This window comes from Beutenbergia cavernae DSM 12333 (genome assembly GCF_000023105.1).
Lineage (GTDB): Bacteria > Actinomycetota > Actinomycetes > Actinomycetales > Beutenbergiaceae > Beutenbergia > Beutenbergia cavernae.
On the sequence record NC_012669.1, the window covers coordinates 1106927 to 1129806 of the forward strand.

The 22880-nt window shown below is 73.7% G+C and carries 23 protein-coding genes and 1 tRNA gene; 15 read left to right on the top strand and 9 right to left on the bottom strand.

Annotated features, from left to right (window positions below):
* Positions 1-179: 179 nt before the first annotated feature.
* The 3 genes from BCAV_RS23510 (at position 180) to BCAV_RS04910 (ending at position 3571) form a co-directional block, all read left to right on the top strand.
* The gene (locus BCAV_RS23510) at positions 180-1607 is read left to right on the top strand and encodes a resuscitation-promoting factor (RefSeq protein WP_050761645.1); all 1428 of its coding nucleotides are present in this window, start codon (positions 180-182) and stop codon (positions 1605-1607) included.
* A 138-nt stretch (positions 1608-1745) separates the two neighbouring features.
* Positions 1746-2645 carry a 16S rRNA (adenine(1518)-N(6)/adenine(1519)-N(6))-dimethyltransferase RsmA gene (gene rsmA, locus BCAV_RS04905; RefSeq protein WP_050761812.1) on the top strand — a complete coding sequence of 300 codons (900 nt, stop codon included), beginning with the start codon at positions 1746-1748 and terminating at the stop codon, positions 2643-2645.
* The gene (locus BCAV_RS04910) at positions 2642-3571 is read left to right on the top strand and encodes a 4-(cytidine 5'-diphospho)-2-C-methyl-D-erythritol kinase (protein ID WP_012726017.1); all 930 of its coding nucleotides are present in this window, start codon (positions 2642-2644) and stop codon (positions 3569-3571) included. The genes rsmA and BCAV_RS04910 overlap by 4 nt, the downstream gene beginning before the upstream one ends.
* A 31-nt stretch (positions 3572-3602) precedes the next feature.
* Here the strand turns inward: BCAV_RS04910 and BCAV_RS04915 are convergent, their stop codons facing one another.
* The 8 genes from BCAV_RS04915 to BCAV_RS04950 form a co-directional block, all read right to left on the bottom strand.
* Positions 3603-5453: an ABC-F family ATP-binding cassette domain-containing protein gene (locus tag BCAV_RS04915; RefSeq protein WP_012726018.1), complete on the bottom strand. Its 1851-nt coding sequence runs from the start codon at positions 5451-5453 to the stop codon at positions 3603-3605.
* Between the two features lie 55 nt (positions 5454-5508).
* Positions 5509-6075, bottom strand: a complete 567-nt coding sequence (locus tag BCAV_RS04920) for an arsenate reductase/protein-tyrosine-phosphatase family protein (protein ID WP_012726019.1) — start codon at positions 6073-6075, stop codon at positions 5509-5511.
* The gene (locus tag BCAV_RS04925) at positions 6072-6623 is read right to left on the bottom strand and encodes a gamma carbonic anhydrase family protein (RefSeq protein ID WP_012726020.1); all 552 of its coding nucleotides are present in this window, start codon (positions 6621-6623) and stop codon (positions 6072-6074) included. Before BCAV_RS04925 ends, BCAV_RS04920 begins: the two co-directional genes overlap by 4 nt.
* Positions 6620-7159, bottom strand: a complete 540-nt coding sequence (locus BCAV_RS04930; RefSeq protein ID WP_012726021.1) for a MarR family winged helix-turn-helix transcriptional regulator — start codon at positions 7157-7159, stop codon at positions 6620-6622. Before BCAV_RS04930 ends, BCAV_RS04925 begins: the two co-directional genes overlap by 4 nt.
* Before the next feature lie 50 nt (positions 7160-7209).
* Positions 7210-8154 (bottom strand): ABC transporter permease subunit, encoded by a 945-nt coding sequence (locus BCAV_RS04935; RefSeq protein WP_012726022.1) that lies wholly within the window; start codon positions 8152-8154, stop codon positions 7210-7212.
* The gene (locus BCAV_RS04940; protein WP_012726023.1) at positions 8151-9038 is read right to left on the bottom strand and encodes an ABC transporter ATP-binding protein; all 888 of its coding nucleotides are present in this window, start codon (positions 9036-9038) and stop codon (positions 8151-8153) included. Before BCAV_RS04940 ends, BCAV_RS04935 begins: the two co-directional genes overlap by 4 nt.
* A 16-nt stretch (positions 9039-9054) precedes the next feature.
* Positions 9055-9450 carry a GntR family transcriptional regulator gene (locus BCAV_RS04945; RefSeq protein WP_012726024.1) on the bottom strand — a complete coding sequence of 132 codons (396 nt, stop codon included), beginning with the start codon at positions 9448-9450 and terminating at the stop codon, positions 9055-9057.
* A 103-nt stretch (positions 9451-9553) separates the two neighbouring features.
* A complete protein-coding gene (locus BCAV_RS04950; protein ID WP_043348593.1) occupies positions 9554-10177 on the bottom strand; it encodes a TetR/AcrR family transcriptional regulator in 624 nt (207 codons plus the stop codon).
* A gap of 163 nt (positions 10178-10340) precedes the next feature.
* Between BCAV_RS04950 and BCAV_RS04955 the strand changes: the two genes are divergently transcribed.
* The 4 genes from BCAV_RS04955 to BCAV_RS04970 all read left to right on the top strand — a co-directional run bounded on the left by BCAV_RS04955 (position 10341) and on the right by BCAV_RS04970 (position 14751).
* Positions 10341-10412: transfer RNA gene (locus BCAV_RS04955), tRNA-Gln, on the top strand.
* Positions 10413-10556: 144 nt separating this feature from the next.
* Positions 10557-12005, top strand: a complete 1449-nt coding sequence (locus BCAV_RS04960; RefSeq protein ID WP_012726026.1) for a glycosyltransferase family 2 protein — start codon at positions 10557-10559, stop codon at positions 12003-12005.
* A gap of 121 nt (positions 12006-12126) precedes the next feature.
* A complete protein-coding gene (gene glmU, locus BCAV_RS04965) occupies positions 12127-13695 on the top strand; it encodes a bifunctional UDP-N-acetylglucosamine diphosphorylase/glucosamine-1-phosphate N-acetyltransferase GlmU (protein ID WP_012726027.1) in 1569 nt (522 codons plus the stop codon).
* A 75-nt stretch (positions 13696-13770) separates the two neighbouring features.
* Positions 13771-14751, top strand: a complete 981-nt coding sequence (locus BCAV_RS04970; RefSeq protein ID WP_012726028.1) for a ribose-phosphate diphosphokinase — start codon at positions 13771-13773, stop codon at positions 14749-14751.
* Between the two features lie 22 nt (positions 14752-14773).
* Here the strand turns inward: BCAV_RS04970 and BCAV_RS04975 are convergent, their stop codons facing one another.
* Positions 14774-15349: a Uma2 family endonuclease gene (locus BCAV_RS04975; RefSeq protein ID WP_012726029.1), complete on the bottom strand. Its 576-nt coding sequence runs from the start codon at positions 15347-15349 to the stop codon at positions 14774-14776.
* A 290-nt stretch (positions 15350-15639) separates the two neighbouring features.
* Here BCAV_RS04975 and BCAV_RS04980 point away from each other — a divergent pair, with 290 nt between their 5' ends.
* The 8 genes from BCAV_RS04980 to BCAV_RS21445 all read left to right on the top strand — a co-directional run bounded on the left by BCAV_RS04980 (position 15640) and on the right by BCAV_RS21445 (position 22867).
* Positions 15640-16284, top strand: coding sequence for a 50S ribosomal protein L25/general stress protein Ctc (locus BCAV_RS04980; protein ID WP_012726030.1), 645 nt, complete (start codon positions 15640-15642; stop codon positions 16282-16284).
* Between the two features lie 60 nt (positions 16285-16344).
* Positions 16345-16944, top strand: coding sequence for an aminoacyl-tRNA hydrolase (gene pth, locus BCAV_RS04985; RefSeq protein ID WP_012726031.1), 600 nt, complete (start codon positions 16345-16347; stop codon positions 16942-16944).
* Between the two features lie 44 nt (positions 16945-16988).
* A complete protein-coding gene (locus BCAV_RS04990) occupies positions 16989-18686 on the top strand; it encodes a hypothetical protein (protein WP_012726032.1) in 1698 nt (565 codons plus the stop codon).
* A 186-nt stretch (positions 18687-18872) separates the two neighbouring features.
* Complete coding sequence (locus BCAV_RS04995; RefSeq protein ID WP_012726033.1) at positions 18873-19334, top strand: FAD synthase family protein; 462 nt, start codon at positions 18873-18875, stop codon at positions 19332-19334.
* Between the two features lie 15 nt (positions 19335-19349).
* On the top strand, positions 19350-20255 hold the full coding sequence (locus BCAV_RS05000) for a glycosyltransferase family 2 protein (protein WP_012726034.1): 906 nt from the start codon (positions 19350-19352) through the stop codon (positions 20253-20255).
* Complete coding sequence (locus BCAV_RS05005) at positions 20248-21033, top strand: CDP-alcohol phosphatidyltransferase family protein (protein WP_012726035.1); 786 nt, start codon at positions 20248-20250, stop codon at positions 21031-21033. The genes BCAV_RS05000 and BCAV_RS05005 overlap by 8 nt, the downstream gene beginning before the upstream one ends.
* Positions 21030-22172, top strand: coding sequence for a DUF1972 domain-containing protein (locus BCAV_RS05010; RefSeq protein WP_012726036.1), 1143 nt, complete (start codon positions 21030-21032; stop codon positions 22170-22172). The genes BCAV_RS05005 and BCAV_RS05010 overlap by 4 nt, the downstream gene beginning before the upstream one ends.
* Positions 22169-22867 carry a hypothetical protein gene (locus BCAV_RS21445; protein WP_012726037.1) on the top strand — a complete coding sequence of 233 codons (699 nt, stop codon included), beginning with the start codon at positions 22169-22171 and terminating at the stop codon, positions 22865-22867. The genes BCAV_RS05010 and BCAV_RS21445 overlap by 4 nt, the downstream gene beginning before the upstream one ends.
* Positions 22868-22880: the final 13 nt, after the last annotated feature.

Consider the following 22880-nt stretch of genomic DNA (forward strand, 5'->3'; position numbering starts at 1 on the left):
CCGCATACCTCGCCGCATCGCCGGCGGTCAAGACGGCTCGCCTGGACCATAGGTCACGAATCGGTTACAGTCGTCGGCGGCCCGTGGGCCACGTGGTTCGACGACCGGGGGGTGCCCGGCCGCCGGACCAGCATCAGCCGGATCGATGTCGGTGTGCCGCAGGGTATGTGCCCGTTGCGGTGAAGGGGCTGCCACCGCTCGTGCCCGGGCCCCGCGACGTCTGGACGACTGTGACGACACCCCGCGACAACGACCTGCCCGAACCCGACGCCCCTGACGCAGGCGGCGACATCCCGGCGATTCCCGAGAACACCGACGCGCGCCCGCTCGGCCAGCTGAGCCTCTTCGCGGCGCCCGGCGCCGCAGACGGCGCCGCCCCCACCTTCGACGCCCCCGTGGCGAGCGAGCCCGCCCCGGCCACCGGCCTCGGTGGCGCGTGGCAGCGCGCCCGGGCGCGCTTCCCGCGGCTGGCGACGCCGCTGGTCGCCTCGGTGGCCGCGTTCGTGCTCGTCGGCGGCGCCGGCGCAGCCGTCGCGGCGACGTCGCACAAGACCGTCGACCTCGACGTCGACGGCGAGCAGGTGGCGATCTCGACGTTCGCCGGCTCCGTCGAAGGTCTCCTCGAGCAGCAGGGGATCGAGCTCGGGGAGCACGACCTCGTCGAGCCCGCCCTCGACGTCGCCCTGGCCTCGGGCGACGAGATCGTCGTGCGGCACGCGCAGCAGGTCGCCGTCGTCGTCGACGGCGAGGAGCAGAGCGTCTGGACCACGGCGCTCGACGCCGGCGAGGCGGTCGCCGACCTGGCCGGGTCCGGGCGCGACGTCACGATGGTGGCGTCCCGAGCGGGCACCCGCGCCGAGCTCGACCTGCCGCTGGTCGTCGACGGTCGCGTCGTCATCTCCGTCGACGGCGAGGTGCAGGAGGTGCTGGTGCGCGGCGCCGCCACGGTGCACGACGTCCTCGAGCAGGCGGGCGTCGAGCTCCGTCGCGCCGACACGGTCGAGGTCGGGGCACGCGAGGACGGCACGCCGCTCGTCACGATCGCGCGGGTGGACGTCACGCGGCGCGTGACCACGGAGGCGATCCCGTTCTCCTCGAGCGAGGTCTCCAGCGACGACTACTACGAGGGCACCTCCCGGGTGACCACCGAGGGCGTGGACGGCGCGATCGAGCGCCGCTACACCGTGACGACGATCGACGGCGTCGAGGTCTCGGCGGAGCTGACGCTCGAGTTCGTGAGCCAGCGGCCCGTCGACGAGGTCGTGACGGTCGGCACGGCCGCCCGCCCGGCGCCCCAGCCCTCGACTCCCGCACCCGCTCCTGGCGGCGGGGGTGGCGGCGGTGGTGGCGGTGGCGGCACCGTCCCGGTCGGCGACGTCTGGGCCGCTCTCGCGCAGTGCGAGTCCGGCGGCAACCCCGCGACGAACACCGGCAACGGCTACTACGGCCTGTACCAGTTCTCGCTGGGCACGTGGCAGTCGGTGGGCGGCTCCGGCCTCCCGTCGGACGCCTCTGCCGAGGAGCAGACGATGCGCGCCCAGATCCTCCAGCAGCGCTCCGGCTGGGGCCAGTGGCCGGCCTGCGCACGCAAGCTGGGGCTGCTCTGAGCCTGAGCTGAGCCGGCCGTCACCGGCCGAGTCCGAGATCGCCCGAGGCCCTACGCTCGTCGGGTGAGTGAGGACGAGCAGCACGACGGCGCCCGGTCGCCCGACGAGGTCGGGCGGCCGGGCGTCGCCGTACCCGACGTGAGACTGCTGGGCCCGTCGGACGTGCGAGCGCTCGCCGCCGGTCTCGGGATCCGTCCCACGAAGACGCTCGGCCAGAACTTCGTGACGGACGCCGGAACGGTGCGGCGCATCGTCCGGGCGGCAGGGGTGACGGCGGGCGACGTCGTGGTCGAGGTCGGGCCCGGCCTCGGCTCCCTCACTCTCGGGCTGCTCGAGGCGGGCGCCACGGTGGTCGCTGTGGAGATCGACCCCGTGCTCGCGGGTGCGCTGCCCGGCACGATCGCCGAGCACGCGCCGGACGTCGCGGACCGCCTCACGGTGATCACCGCCGACGCGCTCGACGTCACCGAGCTGCCCGGTCGCCCCAGCGCGATGGTCGCGAACCTCCCGTACAACGTCGCGGTGCCGGTGCTGCTGACGATGCTCGAACGGTTCCCCGAGCTCGCCCGGGTGCTCGTCATGGTCCAGGCCGAGGTCGCTGACCGGCTCGTTGCCCCGCCCGGCTCACGGACGTACGGGGTGCCGTCGGTGAAGGCTGCCTGGTACGCGGCGGCCGCGCGGGCCGGGAGCATCGGCCGCACCGTCTTCTGGCCGGTGCCCAACGTCGACTCCGCGCTCGTCCGGCTCGAACGGCGTCCGGCGCCGGCGCCCGAGGACCTGCGCGCGGAGGTGTTCGGATGCGTGGATGCCGCGTTCGCGCAGCGCCGCAAGACGCTGCGGGCGGCGCTCGCCGGCTGGGCCGGTTCGCCGTCCGACGCGGAGTCGATCCTGCGCGCGGCGGGCGTCGACCCCACGCTGCGCGGCGAGCGGCTCGACGTCGAGGCGTTCGCGCGCGTCGCCAGCGTCCGCGCCGGGCTCCGGGCAGGCGGCGTTCCCACCGAGCGGGCCGGGGACTCCTCTGGCACGGTGGCCCCGTGAGCGCCGCGCCCGACTCCGCGCCGCGGGTCCACGTGCGCGCGCCGGGAAAGATCAACCTCGTCCTGCGGTGCGGCGCGCCCGGTGAGGACGGCTACCACCGCCTTGCGACGGTGTTCCAGGCGGTCTCGCTCTACGAGGACGTCGTCGCCGAGCTCGCTGACGACGTGACGGTGACGGTCACGGGGCGGCAGGCCGACGTCGTCCCCACCGACGGGGAGAACCTCGCCGTGCGGGCGGCTCGTCTCCTCGCCGACTCGACCGGGACGGCAGAGGGCGTGCGGCTGCACGTCACGAAGAACGTGCCGGTCTCCGGCGGGATGGGCGGAGGGTCGGCCGACGCGGCCGCGACCCTCCTCGCGTGCGACCTGCTGTGGGGGACGGGCCTGGCGCGCGACGAGCTCGCGGAGCTGGCCGCCGAGCTGGGCGCCGACGTGCCGTTCGCGCTCACCGGGCAGACGGCGGTCGGCACCGGCCGTGGCGACGTGCTCGCGCCGGCGCTGGCCCGGGGGACGCACCACTGGGTGCTCGCGACGCAGTCGTGGGGCCTGCCGACCCCCGAGGTCTACGCCCGGTTCGACGAGCTGCGGCCGGACCCCGCGCCGCCGCGGCTCGAGGACGGGCTCATGGCGGCCCTCGTGGGTGGGTCGAGCGCCGACCTGGCCGACTACGTCGCGAACGACCTCGCCGACGCCGCCGTCGCGCTGCGCCCGGAGCTCGCCGGCGTCCTCGATGCCTTCGACGCCGCGGGCGCCCTCGCCCGCACGGTCTCCGGGTCGGGCCCGACGGTGTTCGGGCTCGCCGCCGACCTCGCCGATGCGCAGGACGTCGCCGCGTCCGTCCGGGACGCCGGCGTGGCGGACGACGTCCTCCTCGTCACGGGGCCGGTCAGCGGTGCCCGCGCGCTGGAGTCGATGCGCGGCGTCTGACGCGGCACGCGCGGGGCATGCCCGCGGCGGGTCAGCCCAGCAGCTCGGCGAGCTCGAGCCAGCGGGCCTCGAGCTGGTCGACCTCCGCGGTCGTCTCCCGCAGCCGCTCCGTGAGCGCCGTCAGGCCCGCGAAGTCGGTGGGGTCGTGGGCGGCCATCTCGGCGTGCAACGACGCGGTCCGCTCGGCGTGGGCGGCGAGCCGGCGCTCCAGCGCGGCCAGCTCCTTGCGGGCGGCGCGCTCCTCGGCCCCGCCGAGCGCCGGTGCCTGCGTGGGCGCGGCAGGGTCGGGCGCGGACGCGGCGGGCGCCGGCACCGGGGTGGCCGACGGCGCGGGTCGGGCGCTGTCGCCCATCGCGCCTCCCGCGCGGCGCAGGTCGAGGTACTCGTCCACGCCGCCGGGCAGGTGCCGCACGGCCCCACCGAGCACGGCGTACTGCGTGTCGGTCGCCCGTTCCAGCAGGTACCGGTCGTGCGAGACCACGAGCAGCGTCCCCGCCCAGCCGTCGAGGAGGTCCTCCATCGCGGCGAGCATGTCGGTGTCCATGTCGTTCGTCGGCTCGTCGAGCACCAGCACGTTCGGCTCGGCGAGCAGCACGAGCAGCAGCTGCAGCCGACGGCGCTGACCGCCGGACAGGTCGCGCACGGGTGTCGCGAGGTGCGCGTTCGTGAACCCCAGGCTCTCGAGCAGCTGCCCGGGCGTGAGCTCGGCGCCTCCCGCCGTCGTGTACGTGGTGCGGTACGGGGCGACGACGTCGCTCACGCGCTCCGACTCGTGCGCGGAGAGCTCCTGCAGGTCCTGGCTCAGGTGGGCGACGCGCACGGTGACGCCCCGCTTCACGCGGCCCGACGTCGGCTCCGCGGCGCCGGTGACGAGCGCCAGCAGCGTCGACTTCCCCGCACCGTTCGGGCCGAGGATCCCGATCCGGTCTCCCGGCCCGAGGTGCCAGGTGACGTCCGTCAGGACGGGGGTGCCGGCCGTGCCGGGCTCGGCGGGGTAGGCGAACGACACGTCGCGGAGCTCGACGACGTCCCGTCCGAGCCGAGCCGTGGCCATCCGGGTGAGGCTCACGCTGTCGCGCGGCGGCGGCTCGTCGGCGATGAGCCGGTTCGCTGCCTCGATCCGGAACTTCGGCTTCGCCGTGCGCGCGGGGGCTCCGCGGCGCAGCCACGCCAGCTCCTTGCGCATGAGGTTCGCGCGCCGCGACTCGGCAGCGGCGGCGATGCGGTCGCGCTCGACCCGCTGCAGCACGTACGCGGCGTACCCGCCCTCGAACGGCTCGACGACGCCGTCGTGCACCTCCCACGTCGTGGTGCTGACCTCGTCGAGGAACCAGCGGTCGTGCGTGACGACGACGAGCGCTCCGGACGCTCCCGGCCAGCGGGAGCGCAGGTGCGTCGCGAGCCAGGTGATCCCCTCGAGGTCGAGGTGGTTCGTGGGCTCGTCCAGGAACAGCACGTCGTGCTCGCCGACCAGCAGGGCGGCCAGCGCGACCCGGCGGCGCTGCCCGCCGGAGAGGTCCCGGACGCGCTGGTCCCACGGGATGTCCGAGGCGAGGCCCGCGAGGACGTCCCGGATGCGGGCGTCGCCCGCCCACGTGTGCTCGGGGGCGTCGCCCACGATGGTACCCGCGACGGTGGCGTCCTCCTCGAGCGAGTCCGTCTGGTCGAGGATGCCCACGCGGGTGCCGCGGCGCCGCGTGACGCGGCCCGAGTCCGGGGTCAACGTGCCGGCCAGCAGCGCCATCAACGTGGACTTGCCGTCGCCGTTGCGGCCGACCACCCCCACCCGCATGCCGTCGGTGAGGCCGAGCGTGACGCCGTCGAGCACCACACGGTTGGGGTACGCGAGACGGAGCGCCTCGGCGCCGAGCAGGTGGGCCACGTGCCGACAGCCTAGGCGAGATGGGGAGAGGTCCCCGCCGCCCGGCTCGGCCCGCTCAGCGGTGCGGGGCCTGGGCCGTCAGCGCACGCGCGACGGCGGCGGTGGCGCCGTCGATCGCCCGGTAGGCGCGCGTGTACGCCGCCTCGCCGCGGCCGATCGGGTCCTCGATGTCGTCCTGGTCCGCGCGCGCCGGCGTCCCCCGGTGGGCGGCCGCCAGGGCGATCAGCTCGCGGGGGTCACCGGGCGCGTGCGGCCGGCGGCCGGCGGCTCCGAGCGCCCGCGCCAGCTCCGGCAGGGTGAACGTTCGCCGGACGGCGGACGGCACGAGTCGGAGCACCTCGCGCCGGTGCTCCCGGGTCATCGTGACGACGACGTCGTGAGCCTGCACGAGCTCGGCCGTGAGCTGTCGGCTGCGGTGGCCCGCGTGCGGGACCCCCGCCTCGGCCAGCCGGCGCACCATCGCCCCCTCCATCGGGACGCCGACCTCCGCGCGCGTCCCGGCGCTGGAGACGTCGAACTGCGCGGGAAGGCGATCCGCGAGCAGGAACTGCGCCGTCGGCGACCGGCCGATGTTCCCGGTGCAGACGACGAGGATGCGGACCGGGACCACGTCGCTCGTCACGACCCACCCCGGCCGGCGTCGGCGTCCAGGGCGGCGAGCGCGGCGCGGTGCTCCCGCGCCAGCTCGACGTAGTGCGCGGCGTTCGCGGTGAGGTAGCGGCGCTCGTCGTCGGTGACCTCGCGCCGGACCTTCGCCGGCACGCCGGCGACCAGCGACCCCGGCGGGACCTCGGTCCCGGCGACGACGAGCGCACCCGCGGCGACCAGCGAGCCGGCGCCGATCACGGCGTCGTTCATCACCGTCGCGCTCATGCCGATGAGGCACCCGTCCTCGACGGTGCATCCGTGGAGGACGGCGCGGTGCCCGACGGTCACGTCCGTCCCGACGAGCGTGGGGTGGCCGGCGTCGACGTGGACGACGACGCCGTCCTGGAGGTTCGTGCGGGCACCGATCGTGATCGCGTCGGAGTCCCCGCGCAGCACGGCGCCGTAGAAGACGCCGACGTCGTCGCCCAGCGTCACGTCGCCCGCCACGGTCGCGGACGGCGCGAGCCAGGCGGTCGCGGCGACGCGCGGTGCGCGCGGGCCGATCGGCAGCACGAGCGTCACGAGGGGTGTCCTTCCGGTCGGGTCGCGGCAGGTGCGTCGAACGGCCGCAGGACGGCGCGCAGCATCTCGGCGAGCGAGTCGCGCTCCCCGGCGCTCAGCCCGGCGAGCAGAGCCCGCTCCCGGTCGAGGAGCCCGGCCATCGCGGCGTCGACGCGCTCCTTGCCGTCGGACGTCAGGCTGACGAGCACGATGCGGCGGTCGTCGTCCGAGCTCCGCCGCGCGACGAGACGGCGGGCGCTCATGCGGTCGATGCGGTTCGTCATGGTCCCGGACGAGACGAGCGTCTCGGCGATGAGCCGCCCTGGCGTCAGCTCGTACGGCGCCCCCGCGCGGCGCAGCGCCGAGAGCACGTCGAACTCCCACAGCTCGAGGTCGTGCGCCTCGAAGGCGCGACGCCGCGCCCGGTCGAGGTGCCGAGCCAGGCGGTGCACCCGGGAGAAGATCCGCAGCGGCTCGACGTCGAGGTCGGGCCGCTCGGCCTCCCAGGCGTCGACGATCCGGTCGACCTCGTCGGGCGCCGCGTCTGGCCGATCCATGAGGTGAGATTAACTGACATCTCGACGTCGAGACTCTCGACGGCGGCGCATCACCAGCGGCGCACCCGCCAGATCGCCAGCAGCACGAACGTCAGCGCGAGAAGCCAGAACAGCCCTGCCTCGACGAGCTGGAACTCCCAGAAGCGGCTCCCCGGCTGGTACGTCACGCCCTGCCGCAGGCCTTCCGCGGCGAGCACCGACGGATCGTCGACGCCACCGCCGAACAGCTCGTACTCCGCCGAGTCGTCGAGCCTGGCACCGCCTGAGTCGACGAGGAAGGTGTCGAGCACCCAGTTGTCGCCGTCGAGGATGCCCTGCGTGACCTCGCCCTCGCCGACCACGGGGTCGATCGTCGTGACCGGAGTCCGGTACCGGGGTCGCAGCGCGTACTCGGCGAACAGGCGAACCGAGAGGAACACGACGAGCGTGGCCACCATCGCCGGGACCGTCCGTCGGATGACAGCGCCGGCGAGGATGCCCGTCGCGACCGCGAGCACGAAGTATCCCGACAGCACGGGAGCCGCATAGTTGAACCGCTCGACGCTGAACGACGACGCGCCGAGCGGCCGCCACCACCAGCTCAGCAGCGCGCTGAGCAGCAGGGCCGCCGCCGTCGTCGCCACCAGGATCAGGCCGAGCTTGACGATCGCCCAGCGCGTCCGCGGCACCGCCTGGGTCCACGCGACCTGCCAGGTCCCGTGCTCGTACTCACGCGCGAGGATCGGCGCTCCGATGAGGACGCCCACGAGGACGGGGAGGAGATTGAGCTGACCGGCCAGCTGCTCGGGGACCCCGGCGAACCGAGCGCCGAAGCTCTCGACGACCGCGCTGCAGTCGGACGTCGGCGGCGGCGTCCGGCACGCGGCGACTCTCTCCTGCACGTAGGCCCGGTGCATCGGGATCCCCGTGAGGAGTGCGACGCCGGTCAGCACGAGCAGGACGCCCGCGAGCCCCATCGCCTCGCCGCGATGCTGCCGCCAGGTGAACCAGATCATGACACCAGCTCCTGGATCTCCGATCCGGGCGACGCCGCACGTCTCAGGTAGGCCAGGGCGAGCTCCTCGAGCCCCACGGGATGGGACTCCCAGCCGAGGAGGTCGACCCCGTCGTCGGTGCGCACGACGGCGTCGGATCGACGGTCTCCCGTGGTCACGTGGATGACGCCCGGCATGGAGTCGACGAGGGCGCCCGGGGGGCCGCTCAGCAGACGGTGCGTGGCGAGAAGGCCGTCGATCTCGCCGGCGACCTGGACGTGCCCGGCGGCCAGCAGGATCAGGTAGTCGCAGACGCGTTCGAGCTCCGCCAGGACGTGGGACGACAGCAGCACGGTGACGTCGTGCTCGGCCACCGAACCCATCAGCGTCTGCATGAAGGCCTGGCGGGCCAGCGGATCGAGGCTGGCGACGGGTTCGTCGAGGATCAGGAGCCGAGGGCGTTTCGCGAGTGCGAGCGTGAGGGCGACCTGGGCACGCTGACCGCCGGAGAGCGCGCCGGCGCGCTGTTCGAGCGGGATGCCGAGACGCCGCAGCCGGTCCTCGGCAAACCCCTGGTCCCACCGCAGGTTGAGCTCGTCCCCCATCCGGAGCAGCTCCCGCACGCGGAATCGTCGGTACAGCGGGTGCTCCTGCGCGACGAAGCCGATCTCGGCGAGCGTCGCCGGAGACGACCCGTCCGCCGGTGCCCCGAGGACGTGGAGCTCGCCGACGGTCGGTCGCAGCAGTCCCGCGATGATCCGCAGCAGGGTGGTCTTCCCTGCGCCGTTCGGGCCGACCAGCGCGATGACGCGACCCGTCGGAAGGTCGAGGTCGCAGTCGCGCAACGCCCACGCGGACCGGTACCGCTTACCGAGGCCGGCGGTCCAGAGGACCGACTCGTTCACCGGTGCACCTCCCTGCTCATGCCACACCCTCCTGGGCAAGGTCTCGGTTGGTCGTCGCCAGCAGCGCCAGGATCGCCTCGTCGTCCAGGCCGGCGGCGTGGGCCTCCCGGAGCCAGCTCTGCAGACCGCGGCGCAGCGACGCGTACGTCGCGGGCGGCACGGCCTCCGGCGGTGCGCCGACGACGAACGTGCCGATCCCCGGGCGGGAACGGACCAGCCCTTCCTGCTCGAGCTGCCGGTACGCCTTCGAGACGGTGTTGGGGTTGATCGCGAGCTGCTCGACGACCTCGCGGATCAGCGGCACCTGGTCGCCCTGCCGGAGCTCGCCCAGGAGCAAGGCGTGCCGGATCTGGTGCACCAGCTGCAGGTAGGGCGGCACTCCCGAACGCGGGTCGAGGCGGAACACGAACACGGCAACCTCCAGAGACGTTCCACTAAGAAGATAGTACAAGTCGGCCCGCGTCGGAAGGGGCTGGCGAGCGAAGGAGCCCAGGGCGCCGAGGTAGAGCCTGACCTCAGTCCCGGCGGGCGGCGGCGGCCTTGCCGCGCGGGGTCAGCTGGGGATCCGCCTCGAGCCCGTGCAGGCCGTTCCACGCGAGGTTGACGAGGTGGGCGGCGACCACCGACTTGTCCGGGGTCCGCGCCTCGAGCCACCACTGGCCCGTCAGCGCGATCATGCCCACGAGCATCTGCGCGTACATCGGCGCTGTCGCAGGATCGAACCCGCGCCGGTCGAACTGGTCCGCCAGGAGGTGCTCGACCTGCGTCGCCACGTCGCCGATGAGCGAGGAGAACGTACCGGTCGCCTGCGCCACCGGCGAGTCGCGCACGAGGATCCGGAAGCCGTCGGTGTTCTGCTCGATGTAGTCGAGGAGCGCGAGCGTCGTCGCCTCCACGATCACCTTCGGGTGCCGCTCCGGCTCGAGGGAGCCCGTGAGCATGCCCGTGAGGCGTTCGACCTCGCGGTCGACGATGACCGCGTACATCCCCTCCTTGCCGCCGAAGTGCTCGTAGACCACAGGCTTCGAGACCTGGGCTCGTGCGGCGATCTCCTCGACGCTCGTGCCGTCGAACCCCTTGGCGGCGAACAGGGCCCGCCCGACGTCGAGCAGCTGGGCACGCCGCTCGCGGCCCGTCATGCGGGCGCGGGACGTGCTGCGCGCCCGGGCACGACGTGCGGTCGGCGCCCCGGATGCGGCACCGCCGACGCCCGTCTGCGCCGCGTCGTCCTCGCCGTCCGCCTGCTGGGTCACCCGACCATCATGCCGTGCGGCAGACTTGACGATCGGCGCACGTCGCCGGTCCGCCCTGGTGTAACGGCAGCACGCCGGCCTTTGGAGCCGTGAGGACTGGGTTCGAATCCCGGGGGCGGAGCCCATGGTGTGCCGGGGGATTCCTGAGGTGACCTTGCGCTGACACCCACCGATTCCTGAAGGTCCGGGCCTCACGATTCTCGTCGGCGCCCATCGGCGCCGATCGGGAACCGCGCGATCGCGCAACGGGGCCAAGGGGAACACCATGACGACAGTGCTCGACGCTGCCACCACGGCGGAGCGTCTCTTCGGGTCCGAGCTGGACCGGTTCACGTTCGGCAGCTCGGAGATCGTCATCGAGCCGAGCCGGACGACGACGACGATCGGGTGCGTCATCCCCGCCTACAACGAGGCCGGGACGATCAAGCGCGTGCTCAAGGCACTCCTGGCCCAGACCCGGCTTCCCGACGTCATCCACGTCATCGTGAACAACACGACGGACAAGACGTTCAAGATCGCGCGCCGGTTCGCCGGCGAGCACTCCGTCACGCGGCGCGGCACCCAGCAGACGACGCGGGTGTTCGTGCACGACCTCGGCCGCGTGCCGGACAAGAAGGTCGGCGCGCTCAACTATGGGTTCCGCCTGGTGCGCGGCGCCGACTACCTGCTGGGCGTCGACGGCGACACGGTCCTCGCGAAGGACGCCGTCGCCCGGCTCGAGGAGGAGATGACCGCCGACCCGCGGATCGGCGGGATCTCGGCCGTGTACACGGTCGACAACACGCGTGCACCGGGTCCGGTCGCCTCGTTCCTGCTGACCGGGCAGCGTGCGCAGTTCGCGGCGTTCAACCTGCACAACATGGTCCGCGGCCGGAACATGGCCGTGCTCGGCGGGCAGGCGAGCCTGTTCCGGATGGCCGCGCTCGAGCACGTCATGGTCGCCAACCACCAAGGGACGCCGTGGGTGAGCGACTCCGAGGTCGAGGACTCGCTCCTCAGCCTCCAGATCAAGAACCTCGGGTACTCGACGAAGATCAGCGCGACGGCGCGCGCCGAGGTCGGCGGCATGGAGACGCTGCGGGCTCTCGACGGCCAGCAGGTGAAGTGGAACTACGGCGCGATCGACCTCATGTGGCCCGGCCAGCGGGGCGACACCCGCGGGCAGCCGTTCCACCCGAACCTGCGCGTGCGGTGGCTCGAGAACGTCTCGATGCTCGTCAACGTGCTCACGCGGCTGGCGTTCGTGCTGCTGCTCGCCGGGTCGCTGAGCATCGACGCCTGGGTGTTCTCTCCCGTGTGGCTCGTGCCCCCGCTCGCGTCCGTCGCGCTCAACCTCCGCACCGCGCTGTCGATGCGGCGGCCGAACTGGCGCGACGTGCTGTTCGCCCTCACGCTCGTCCCGGCCGAGGTGTACATGTGGATCCAGGTGGGGCACTTCGTCCGGGCCTGGGCGAAGTTCCTCTCCGCGGCGCGCACCGACAACTGGGCCGCGCAGGCACGCGCCGAGGGCGGGCGCGGCTGGGGGCACCTCGCGCCGTACGCGACGGGGGCCTTCGTGCTCGTCGCCGTGGTGTGGTTGTGGACGACGCTGCCGGTCGGCGTGCAGTCGACGGTGCTCGGCCTCGGCTGGCCGGTGCTCGGACTGGTCACCGTGCTCCAGGTCCTGGTGATGGTGCGGCGTCTCGTGCGGCGGCAGTACGGCTTCCGGGCGTAGGCGGCGGCGAGCGCCGACGACGGCGTCACCGCGCGACGGGGCGAGAGGGCGCCGTCGGCGTCGGTACAGTAGAGCGTGCTCGGCGCGAGCCGGAGCCAGTCTCGAAGCCAGGGAGCCCTCAGTGAGCCATCCCCGTCCTGCCGCCGCCGTCGTCCTCGCCGCCGGCGAGGGCACCCGGATGCGGTCGTCAGTCCCGAAGATGCTGCACGAGATCGGCGGTCGATCCCTCGTCGGGCACGCGCTCACCGCAGCGCAGGGCATCGCGCCCGAGCGCATCGCCGTGGTGGTCCGGCACGGGCGGGACGCCGTCGCCGCGCACGTCACCCAGCTCGACCCGAGCGTGCTCGTGGTCGACCAGGACGAGATCCCGGGCACGGGTCGAGCCGTGCAGTGCGCGCTCGCCGACCTGGACGCCGCTGCCCAGGCGCAGCTCGCCCGGAGCGGGAGCCCCGCCCAGGACGGCAAGGTGACGGGCGCCGTCGTCGTCCTCGCCGGCGACGTCCCGCTGCTCGACGCCGCCACGCTCGACCAGCTGCTCGAGGCGCACCACGCCGACGGCAACGCCGTGACGGTGCTGACCACGCACGTTCCGGATCCCACCGGGTACGGGCGGATCCTGCGCGAGGAGGGCACCGGCGACGTGCTCGGCATCGTGGAGGAGGCCGACGCGGACGCCGACCAGCGCGCCCTCGACGAGATCAACACCGCCGTGTACGTGTTCGACGCCACGGCGCTGCGCGACGCGCTGCGCACGCTGGACGGCGACGACGCCCGCCGGAACGCGCAAGGCGAGGTCTACCTGACCGACGTGCTGGCCCTCGCGCGGGACGCGGGTGGCCTGGTGCGCGCCGTCGCGACGGAGGACACCCCGAGCGTCGAAGGCGTGAACGACCGCACGCAGCTCGCCGCGCTCGGCGCGGAGCTGAACCGGCGCATCCTCGACGGCTGGATGCGTGAGGGCGTCACGGTCGTCGACCCGGCCACGACGTGGGTCGACGTCGACGTCGAGCTCTCCCGCGACGTCACGCTGCTGCCGGGGGTGCAGCTGCGGGGCACGACGCGCGTGGCCGAGGGCGCCACGATCGGACCCGACACCACGCTGCTCGACGTCGAGGTCGGCGAGGGCGCCACAGTCGTACGGACGCACGGCTCCGAGGCGCGGATCGGCGCCGGCGCGAAGGTCGGCCCGTTCGCGTACCTGCGCCCGGGCACGCACCTGGGGGAGCACGGGAAGATCGGGACGTTCGTCGAGACCAAGAACGCGGAGATCGCCGACGGCGCGAAGGTGCCTCACCTCACCTACGTGGGCGACGCGACGATCGGCGCGGGCTCGAACATCGGGGCCGGCGTCGTGTTCGCGAACTACGACGGCGTCGCCAAGCACCGCACCGACGTCGGCGAGCACTCGTTCGTCGGCAGCGACTCGGTGCTCGTCGCGCCGATCCGGCTGGCGGACGGCACGTACGTCGCGGCGGGCTCGACGATCACGCGCGACGTCGGACCCGGTGAGCTCGCCGTCGCTCGCGGCATCCAGCGCAACGTCGCCGGCTGGGTGCAGCGCCGGCGCGCCGGGTCGCGGTCCGCGGAGGCGGCACAGGCGGCGCTCGAGACCGAGGACCGGTCGGACCTGTCGCCGCAGGCTCGCGCCGAGCTGGCGCGCCTGGCCAAGGAGAAGGAGTCCGGTGCCTGAGACCCTGTCCGCGCCCGCAGCTTCGCGCCCGGACACAGGGCACCGAACCACCGCCCCTGAGGAGACCTTCCGCGCATGACCGGTATCACGACCTACGGCGAGAAGCGGCTGGTGCTGATCTCGGGCCGCGCACACCCCGAGCTCGCGGCGAACGTGGCTTCCGAGCTCGACGTCGAGATCGTGCCGACCACCGCGTACGACTTCGCGAACGGTGAGGTCTACGTCCGCTTCGCGGAGAGCGTCCGCGGCGCCGACGCGTTCGTGCTGCAGAGCCACACGGCGCCGATCAACCAGTGGATCATGGAGCAGCTCATCATGGTGGACGCGCTCAAGCGCGCCTCCGTCAAGCAGATCACCGCGATCCTCCCGTTCTACGGGTATGCCCGGCAGGACAAGAAGCACCGGGGCCGCGAGCCGATCTCCGCGCGGCTCGTCGCCGACCTGTTCAAGACGGCGGGCGCCGACCGGCTCATGTCGGTGGACCTTCACGCGGCGCAGACGCAGGGCTTCTTCGACGGCCCGGTCGACCACCTGTGGGCGATGCCGATCCTCGTGGACTACGTGCGCGGCCGGGTGAACACCGAGAACGTCACCGTCGTGTCGCCCGACGCCGGCCGCATCCGCGTCGCCGAGCAGTGGGCGGCGAAGCTCGGCGGCGGACCGCTCGCGTTCGTGCACAAGACGCGCGACATCCACCGGCCGAACCAGGCGGTCGCGAACCGCGTCGTCGGCGAGGTCGAGGGCCGCGACTGCGTGCTGGTCGACGACCTCATCGACACCGGGGGCACGATCGCGGAGGCGGTGCGCGTCCTGCTGCACCAGGGCGCGAACTCGGTGATCGTGGCCGCGACGCACGGCGTGCTCTCCGACCCGGCGTCCCAGCGGCTCGCCGAGTGCGGTGCGAGCGAGGTCGTCGTCACGGACACGCTGCCGATCCCGCCCGAGAAGCGGTTCGCCCAGCTCAAGGTGCTCTCGATCGCGCCGCTGCTAGCGCGGGCGATCCGCGAGGTGTTCGACGACGGGTCGGTCACCTCGCTGTTCGACGGCAACGCCTGACCGGTCGGATCGGTCGGCGCTCTCAGTCGTCGAGGAGGGCCGACGGCGTGAGCGTCACCGCGAACGGCTCCTCGAGCGCGAGCGTATCGTCGCCGGTGGCGTGGCCGGTCTCACGATAGGCGTCGCCGTCGAGGGTCCAGGCCTGGACCTCGGGCACGTCCGGGTCGACGACCCAGTAGTGCCGGCACCCGGCGCGGGCGAGTCGGTCGCGCTTGAGGATGAGGTCGATGCTGCGCGTGGACGGCGAGAGGATCTCGACGGCGAGCAGCGGCGCCGTCGGGAGGTTGCGCTCCGTGAAGGCGTCTCTCGGCGCGACCAGAAGGTCGGGCTGAAGCACGGTGTCGTCGGCAAGCACCACGTCCGTTGGAGCGAGGAGGACCTTCAGATGCGAGGGAACTGCAGCTCGCAGGGCGAGGTGCACGCCACCGACGACGTCCTGGTGACGGATCCGCGGCGCCGGCGTCACGATGAGCGTCCCGTCGATGAGCTCATACCGATGCCCGTCGTCGGGCATGCGTTCGAGATCCGCGGCGGTCAGCGGCCGGCCGCGGGGGAGTCCCAGCACGTCCGGACTCTTCGCCGTGCTCACGGCACTCATCGTAGGCACCTTCCGTCGTGGGCTCCATGGTGGAAGGTTCACCGGTGCACGGCTTCGCTGCTCGCGGCCTGTGGAAGGGAACGGCGTCCGGGGGTACGTGACCGCTGTGGGGACAATTCGTCGTCGCGGCCCATCGGGTAGACTCCACCGGTTGCCTCGGCGAGGGACGTCGTACGGCTGGTACGTAGACGGACGTCCGTGATCGACGCGGTGGTGCTCGTGCGCCATCCGCCCGATGTCCCGCGCCGAGGACCATCGCGTCCAACGTCACGTCAGCTCCTGGAGGATCAGTGCCCGAGTCCATCACCGCCACGCGCCGCACCGAGTTCGGCAAGGGCGCCGCCCGCCGGTTGCGCCGGGCGAACCAGATCCCGGCCGTCCTGTACGGCCACGGCACCGACCCGGTGCACCTGTCCCTGCCGTGGCACGAGACGTTCCTAGCGCTCAAGGGCAGCGCCAACGCCCTGCTGGAGCTGTCGTTCGACGACGCCTCGGAGCTCGCACTCGCCAAGGACGTCCAGCGCGACCCGGTCAAGGGCCGCATCGAGCACCTCGACCTGCTGCTGGTGCGCCGCGGTGAGCGCGTGACCGTCGAGGTGCCGATCCACGTCGTCGGCGAGTCCGCGCCCGGCACGATCCACACGGTCGACATGCAGACGCTCACGGTGCACGCCGAGGCGACCCACCTGCCCGAGCAGATCACCGTCGACGTCGAGGGCCTCGAGGACGGCACCGTCGTGCGCGTGTCCGACCTCGTGCTCCCGTCCGGCACCGACACGGACGTCGACGGCGAGGTTCCCGTCGTCGCGATCTCGACGCCGCGCGCGAGCGCCGACGACATCGCGGCCGACGAGGCCGCGGCCGAGGCCGGCGCCGAGGCGGGCGCCACGGCCGAGGGCGAGGACGAGGGCGCCGAGGCGTCCGACGAGGACTGATCCGACCACCGGCGCCCGCGTGCTCTGCGCGCGGGCGCCGTCGTCTTCCCGGGAGGGGACATGAGCACGTCGCCGTGGCTCGTCGTCGGCATCGGCAACCCCGGGCCCCAGTACGCGGGGAACCGCCACAACGCCGGTGCGATGGCCGCCGACGTCCTCGCGAGCCGGATCGGGTCGGCGTTCACCACGCACAAGGCGAGGGCCGCCGTCGTCGACGGCCGGCTCGGCACGCTCCCCGGCGGGGTCCCCGGCCCGCGGGTGATCGTCGCGAAGCCAGCGACGTACGTGAACCTCTCCGGCGGGCCGGTCGCCGCGCTGTCGACGTTCTACGACATCCCGGCCGAGCGGCTGCTCGTCGTCTACGACGAGCTCGACCTCCCCGCCCACACGCTCCGGCTCAAGCTCGGTGGCGGGGAGGGCGGGCACAACGGCCTGCGCTCGATCTCCGCGGCCCTCGGGACGCGCGACTACGTGCGCCTGCGCATCGGCATCGGGCGCCCGCCCGGTCGGCAGGACCCTGCGGACTTCGTGCTGCGTGACTTCTCGGCCGCCGAACGGGTCGAGCTGGGCGTCACGCTCGAGCAGGCCGCCGACGCCGTCGAGGACGTCGTCGTGCACGGGCACCTCGCGGCGCAGGGCCGGCTGCACACGTCCGTCTAGGGCCGCAAGGGGCGTGTAAGCGGGGCGCGCTAGCCTGCCGCCCCATGAGCGCGACGCCGCACGGACCGGCACCTCAGCAGCCCACGCCCTATGGCCCGACGCCGCCCGGCGGCGCCGCCGCGTACCCGGAGCCTCCCGCCGCGACCGCGTGGCAGGCGTCGCCCGCCGTCGGCGCTACGCCCGGGCGGCCGTGGGACGCCGAGGCGCCGTACCGGCCGCTCCTCGGCTGGGTCCTGCTGGTTCCGGCCGTCGTCCTCCTCGTGTGGCAGCTGGCCATCCCGACGCTGCGCACGCAGGCCCTCGCGACCCAGGACGTCCAGATGGTCCCCCTCGGCGGGTCCCAGGGCGAGTTCGTCGGGCTCGACAACTACGTCGAGGTGCTGGCGCTCACCGGGCTCGGGCCCTGGTTCGGGGCCGTCGTGATGGGGGTTCTCCCCACGCTGGTCGGCCTCGGCATCGGCGTCGTCGTGGGCCTGGCGCAGGCGCGGACCGGGGCGAGCGCCGGCCGCCTCGCGTACGTGCTGCTCGGCGTCTCGCTCGCGTTCGTGGCCCCGCTCAGCGCCGCCCTCGCGTACCTCGGCCCGGCCGGCCTGATCGGCCGGGTCGGCGGGGGGTCGTCGTTGGGGCTCGGCCCGGCGATCGTCGTGGCGCTGCTGGTCTGGTTCGTGCTGCCCGCGGTGCTCGCCGCCGTCGTCACGTCCGCGAGCCTGCGCGGCGACGGCGTCGGCGGCACCCAGCTCGTCGTGCTCGGGATCGTCACGCTCCTCGGCGGCGTCGCCTGGGGCGCGCAGTCCTTCGTCGTGCCGTTCCTGGCGAACGCGGAGACGCCGGCCTTCGTCGCGTACCGGACGGGATTCATCATGGCCGACCTCGGGCTTGGGGCGGCCGCGTCCGCGATGATCGGCGCGATCGCCACCGTGTGCGGCGTCGTCGCGATGATCGTGCTCGTCGCGTCCCGGCTGCGGCTCGAGATCGCGCCCGAGGTCGCCGGCGCGGACGGTGCTGCGGGGTACGACGGCGTCACCGCCGGCGCCGCGCCCACCCCCCAGCGTTCCGGCGTGGCGGGTGCGGTCGCGGCCGGGGCGCTCCTGCTCGTCGCCGTCGTCGTCGCGCTCCCGTGGCTGACACAGCTCGGCAACACGGCCGGCGGGCAACCCGCCTCGGCAGTGACCACCTGGCTGCCCTCCGCCCTCGGTGGCGTCCTCGCCCTCGGCGTCGCCGGGCTCGCCGGCGCCGGGATCGGCTACCTCCGACCGCTCGGGCGGGGCAGCGAGTGGCTGCTGCTCGTGTTCTCGCCGGGGCTGTTCTTCGGGTTCGCGCCGGTGATGACCGTGGCGTTCCTCGACGCGCGCGACCTCGAGATGCTCGGCACGTTCTGGAGCCTCGTGCCGACGATCCTCGTGGTGCCGTTCGTCGTGCTCGCGACGTACGTCGGCGCTGCTGTGCGACGTGCGGGCAGCGGCGCCGCTCGCGCGCTCGTCCGTCCGGTCGGGGCCGTGGCGCTGGCCGCCCTGACGACGTTCGTCTGGCTCTCCGTCCAGTCGTTGCTGCGTGACCTCATCATGACGGTCCCGCCGAACCTGCCGCCGGCGTCCGTCGTCGTCCTGCAGGGGATGTTCGAGGCACGGGGCTCGCTGCCGCTGGGCCTCCTCACGCCACTCCCGGTGCTGGTGGTCGTCGCCGGACTGCTCGGCGTCGCGTTCGCCGGCCTCACCCGGTGGCGCGTGGTCCGCGCGCGCTGAAACCCACCCAGGGTGACCCCTGGGCGGGCAGGGGTGATTTGCCGTCGCTCATGGGTGAACTCCCGCCGTCACCCTGTCCCGCCGTCGATCCGCGTAGTTCCATCGATCCAGGTGCTCGCGTTCGACGCGAGCCGACTCGGCACGGACCACGTGCCGGGACACCGGTCGCGGCGAACGGGGAGGCCGATGTCGGAGGTCATGGGGCGGGGCCAACGCGTCGTCGGATACGTGCCGGGCGGATTCGACATGCTCCACGTCGGGCATCTCAACATCCTGCGGGCCGCCCGCGAGCGCTGCGACCGCCTGATCGTCGGCGTCGCGCTGGACTCGTCGCTCGTCGCGATGAAGGGCCGGCCACCGGTCGTCCCGCACCACGAGCGCATGGAGCTCGTCGCCAGCCTGCGGTTCGTCGACGACGTCGTCAGCGACTACGCGCAGGACAAGCGCGTGGCGTGGCGCCACCACCCGTTCGACGTCCTGTTCAAGGGCGACGACTGGAAGGGCACCCCCAAGGGGGACCGGCTCGAGGCGGAGATGGCAGAGGTCGGCGCGCGCGTCGTCTACCTGCCGTACACACCGTCGACGTCGTCGACGATGCTGCGCGACTTCCTCACCGCCGGCATCGCCGCGGAGGCCGCGGCTCGCTGAGCCGCGGACTGAGACATGGTCGAGAACACCACCCCGCCCTCCGCCGTCGTCGTCGTGAGCTTCGGCTCGAGCGCGCTGCTCGAGGCGAACCTCGGCCCGCTCGAGGCGGCGGCGGGCAGGCCCGACGTCGTCGTCGTCGACAACTTCTCCGGAGCCGCCGAGCGGGCCACCATCACCCGGCTCGCCGCCGAGCGGGGCTGGGAGCTCGTGGCGCCGGAGCGCAACCTCGGGTTCGGGGACGGCGTCAACCTCGGCGCCGAGCGCGCGTTCGCCCGCGGCGCCGAGGTCGTGTGCGTGCTCAACCCGGACGCGCGGCTGAGCGCCGACGGCTTCGACCGTCTCGTGCGGGCGGCCCATGACGCACCGCGCGCGCTGGTCGCCCCACGCATGGTCGACGGCGAGGGGCGGGTCTCGTTCGAGGGTGCGGAGGTGCGGCTCCACGACGGGACGACGACGCGGGCCGACGTCACGACCGCCCGGCACCCGTGGCTGTCGGGGGCGTGCCTGGCGTTCGGCCGGGAGGCCTGGGATCTCGTCGGCGGGTTCAGCAGCGAGTACTTCCTCTACTGGGAGGACGTCGACCTGTCGTGGCGGATGCGCGAGGCCGGGGGAGAGCTGCGGTTCCTCGGCGACGTGACGGCCGTCCATGACGTCGGCGGGACCCAGAACCGGTCCCGGTGGTCGACCCGGTCGACCACGTACGTCTACTTCAACTGCCGGAACCGGCTCGTGTTCGCGGCGCACCACCTGGAACCCCGGGCGGGTCGCACATGGCTGCGCCGCAGCCCGCGGTACGCACGCGACGTGCTGCTGCGCGGCGGGAGCCGGCTCGCGCTGCTGTCGCCGCGCGCCGTCTGGGCGGCGGTGTCCGGGACGCTCTCCGGAGCGCAGGTCCTCGTCCGAGGGGCGCGGCATGCCTGAGACGACGCTGCCCGCGACCCCCGCCGCGCCTCTCGCCCGCTCGTTCGGCGGGGCGGTCCGCCAGCTCCGCGACGCCCAGAAGAGCAACCGCGGCGCGGCCGGCTACTCGCGCTGGGTCAACCGCCCGCTCGGCCGCGTGCTCGCCGCGGCCGCGTTCACGCTCGGCCTGACGCCGAACGCCGTGACGGCGCTCAGCGCCGTCGCGACGTTCTCCGGGATCGCCGTCATCGCCCTGGTGCCACCGTCCGTCGTCGCCGGGATCGGCGCCGCGGCCCTGCTCGTGCTCGGGTACGCGCTCGACTCCGCCGACGGCCAGCTCGCGCGCCTCACGCGCACCGGATCGGTGACGGGCGAGTGGCTCGACCACGTCGTCGACTCCGTGAAGATCGCCTCGATCCATCTCGCCGTCCTGATCTCCTGGGCGCGCTTCGTCGACCTGCCGGACGAGCGGTTCCTGCTCGCGCCGATCGCGTTCGCGATCGAGGCCAACGTCTTCTTCTTCACGATCATCCTCACCGAGCAGATGCGCCGCGCCGCAGGCGGCCCGAGCTCCCAGGTGGCCGCGGGCGGTGCCGCGCCGGTGGGCCGTTCCCTGCTCGTGCTGCCGACGGACTACGGCCTGCTGTGCCTCGTGGTGGCGCTGTCCGGCGCGTCGATGGTGTTCGTGGGCGTGTACACGGCCCTCGCCGCGCTCAACTGGCTCTACCTGGGGGCGGCGCTGGTCCGCTGGTACCGCGAGGTCCGCACGATGGGACGAGGCGTGGGAGGCGCGACATGAGGATCGCCATGATCGGGACCAGGGGCGTGCCGGCGCGCTACGGCGGGTTCGAGACGTGCGTCGAGGAGGTGGGGCGCCGGCTGGCGGACGCCGGGCACGACGTCGTCGTCTACTGCCGGGGTACCGACGGTTCCGACGCCGGGCCGCGTCACCTGGGCATGCGGCGCGTGGTGCTGCCCGCCGTCCGGCACCGGACGCTGGAGACGCTCAGCCACTCCGGGCTCTCGGTGGCCCATCTCGTCGGGCACCGCACGGACGTCGCGCTGGTGTTCAACGCCGCGAACGCGCCGTGGCTGCCCGTCGTGCGGGCGGCCGGCATCCCGGTGGCCACGCACGTCGACGGCCTCGAGTGGAAGCGCGCGAAGTGGGGTGGCGCCGGGCGCCGGTACTACCGGTGGGCCGAGCGCCGGGCCGTGGCGTGGTCCCACGCGCTCATCGCCGACGCCCAGGGGATCGCCGACTACTACCGCGACGAGCACGACGCCGCGACCCACCTCATCGCGTACGGCGCGCCACGCCTGCAGGGGGTCGGCACGGGCCGGCTCGCCGAGCTCGACCTCGAGGACGGGTCGTACCACCTCGTCGTCGCCCGCTTCGAGCCGGAGAACCACGTGCTCGAGATCGTCCGCGGCTACGTGCGCAGCGACGCGACCCGGCCGCTCGTCGTCGTCGGGTCGGCCCCGTACGCACACGCGTACGTCCAGCAGGTGCGGGCCGCCGCCGATCCGCGCGTCCGGCTCCTCGGCGGCGTCTGGGACCAGGATCTGCTCGACCAGCTCTACGCCGGGGCGTACACCTATCTCCACGGCCACAGCGTCGGCGGCACGAACCCGTCGCTGCTGCGGGCGATCGGCGCGGGCACCGCGACCATCGCGTACGACGTCGGCTTCAACCGTGAGGTGCTCGGCGACGCCGGCCGCTACTTCACCGGGCCGGCGGACCTCGCGGAGCGGCTGCACGCCGCCGAGGCCGACCCGCAGGGGACGCGGCGGCGGGCGACGGCGCTCGCCGTGCGCGCCGGCGACTACGACTGGGACCGTGTCGCGGCGCAGTACGAGGACCTGTGCCGCGAGCTGGCCGGGAAGGGCGCGAGCGTGCCCCGGCCGTCGCGGCAGCGTGTGGTGGAGGTGTCACGATGACCGGTTCGCACACCCCGGAGGCCCCGGTCCGGGGTCATCGCCTGCGCTGGATCGTGCTGATCGCGCTCGTGGTCCTGCTCGGCACCGTGATCGTGGTGCGTGGCCTCGACGGTCGTTCCGGCACCGCCGGCGCCGAGGGGAGCCCGACGTCGACGGCCGGTGAGGAGGGCACGGAGACCCCGTCCGCGGACCCGACGCAGGACGGGACGCCGGATGCGGCCGACCCGGCCGACCCGGCCTCGCCGGAACCCGCCGACGAGCCGACGCCCGAGGAGGTGGACGGCCGAGCCGTCATGCCGCCCGCCGAGGTCGACGCCGCCGTGACGCCGGCCGGCTCCGCGCTCGTGGTCCGGCTCGAGAACCCGGTCGCTGTCACCGCGTCCGACCCGATCCCCGGCCAGCTCGGCGGGCCGGCCGTGCAGTTCGACGTCGTCGTCGTCAACGAGGGCGACGACGAGCTGCCGCTGGACTTCGCCGTCGTCAACGTGGCGTACGGCGCCGAGAGCGCGCCCGCGTCCGACGTCGCGACCGGCGAGACGACGCCGTTGGGCGGCAGCCTCGAGGCCGGTGAGACGGCGCGGGGGACGTACGTGTTCCTCGTGCCCGACGACCAGCGGCAGGACGTGCGGGTGAGTGTCGACATCGACGTCGGCACGCCCATCGCGGTCTTCGCGGGAGCGATGCCGACGGCGTGAGCGCACCCCCGCT

Coding starts and splice junctions, on each gene's coding strand:
- BCAV_RS04930 (WP_012726021.1), bottom strand. CDS start 7,159: ATGGATCGGCCAGACGCGGCGCCCGACGAGGTCGACCGGATCGTCGAC.
- BCAV_RS04935 (WP_012726022.1), bottom strand. CDS start 8,154: ATGATCTGGTTCACCTGGCGGCAGCATCGCGGCGAGGCGATGGGGCTC.
- BCAV_RS04950 (WP_043348593.1), bottom strand. CDS start 10,177: ATGACGGGCCGCGAGCGGCGTGCCCAGCTGCTCGACGTCGGGCGGGCC.
- BCAV_RS04960 (WP_012726026.1), top strand. CDS start 10,557: ATGACGACAGTGCTCGACGCTGCCACCACGGCGGAGCGTCTCTTCGGG.
- BCAV_RS04970 (WP_012726028.1), top strand. CDS start 13,771: ATGACCGGTATCACGACCTACGGCGAGAAGCGGCTGGTGCTGATCTCG.
- BCAV_RS04975 (WP_012726029.1), bottom strand. CDS start 15,349: ATGAGTGCCGTGAGCACGGCGAAGAGTCCGGACGTGCTGGGACTCCCC.
- pth (WP_012726031.1), top strand. CDS start 16,345: ATGAGCACGTCGCCGTGGCTCGTCGTCGGCATCGGCAACCCCGGGCCC.
- BCAV_RS04990 (WP_012726032.1), top strand. CDS start 16,989: ATGAGCGCGACGCCGCACGGACCGGCACCTCAGCAGCCCACGCCCTAT.
- BCAV_RS04995 (WP_012726033.1), top strand. CDS start 18,873: ATGTCGGAGGTCATGGGGCGGGGCCAACGCGTCGTCGGATACGTGCCG.
- BCAV_RS05000 (WP_012726034.1), top strand. CDS start 19,350: ATGGTCGAGAACACCACCCCGCCCTCCGCCGTCGTCGTCGTGAGCTTC.
- BCAV_RS05005 (WP_012726035.1), top strand. CDS start 20,248: ATGCCTGAGACGACGCTGCCCGCGACCCCCGCCGCGCCTCTCGCCCGC.
- BCAV_RS05010 (WP_012726036.1), top strand. CDS start 21,030: ATGAGGATCGCCATGATCGGGACCAGGGGCGTGCCGGCGCGCTACGGC.
- BCAV_RS21445 (WP_012726037.1), top strand. CDS start 22,169: ATGACCGGTTCGCACACCCCGGAGGCCCCGGTCCGGGGTCATCGCCTG.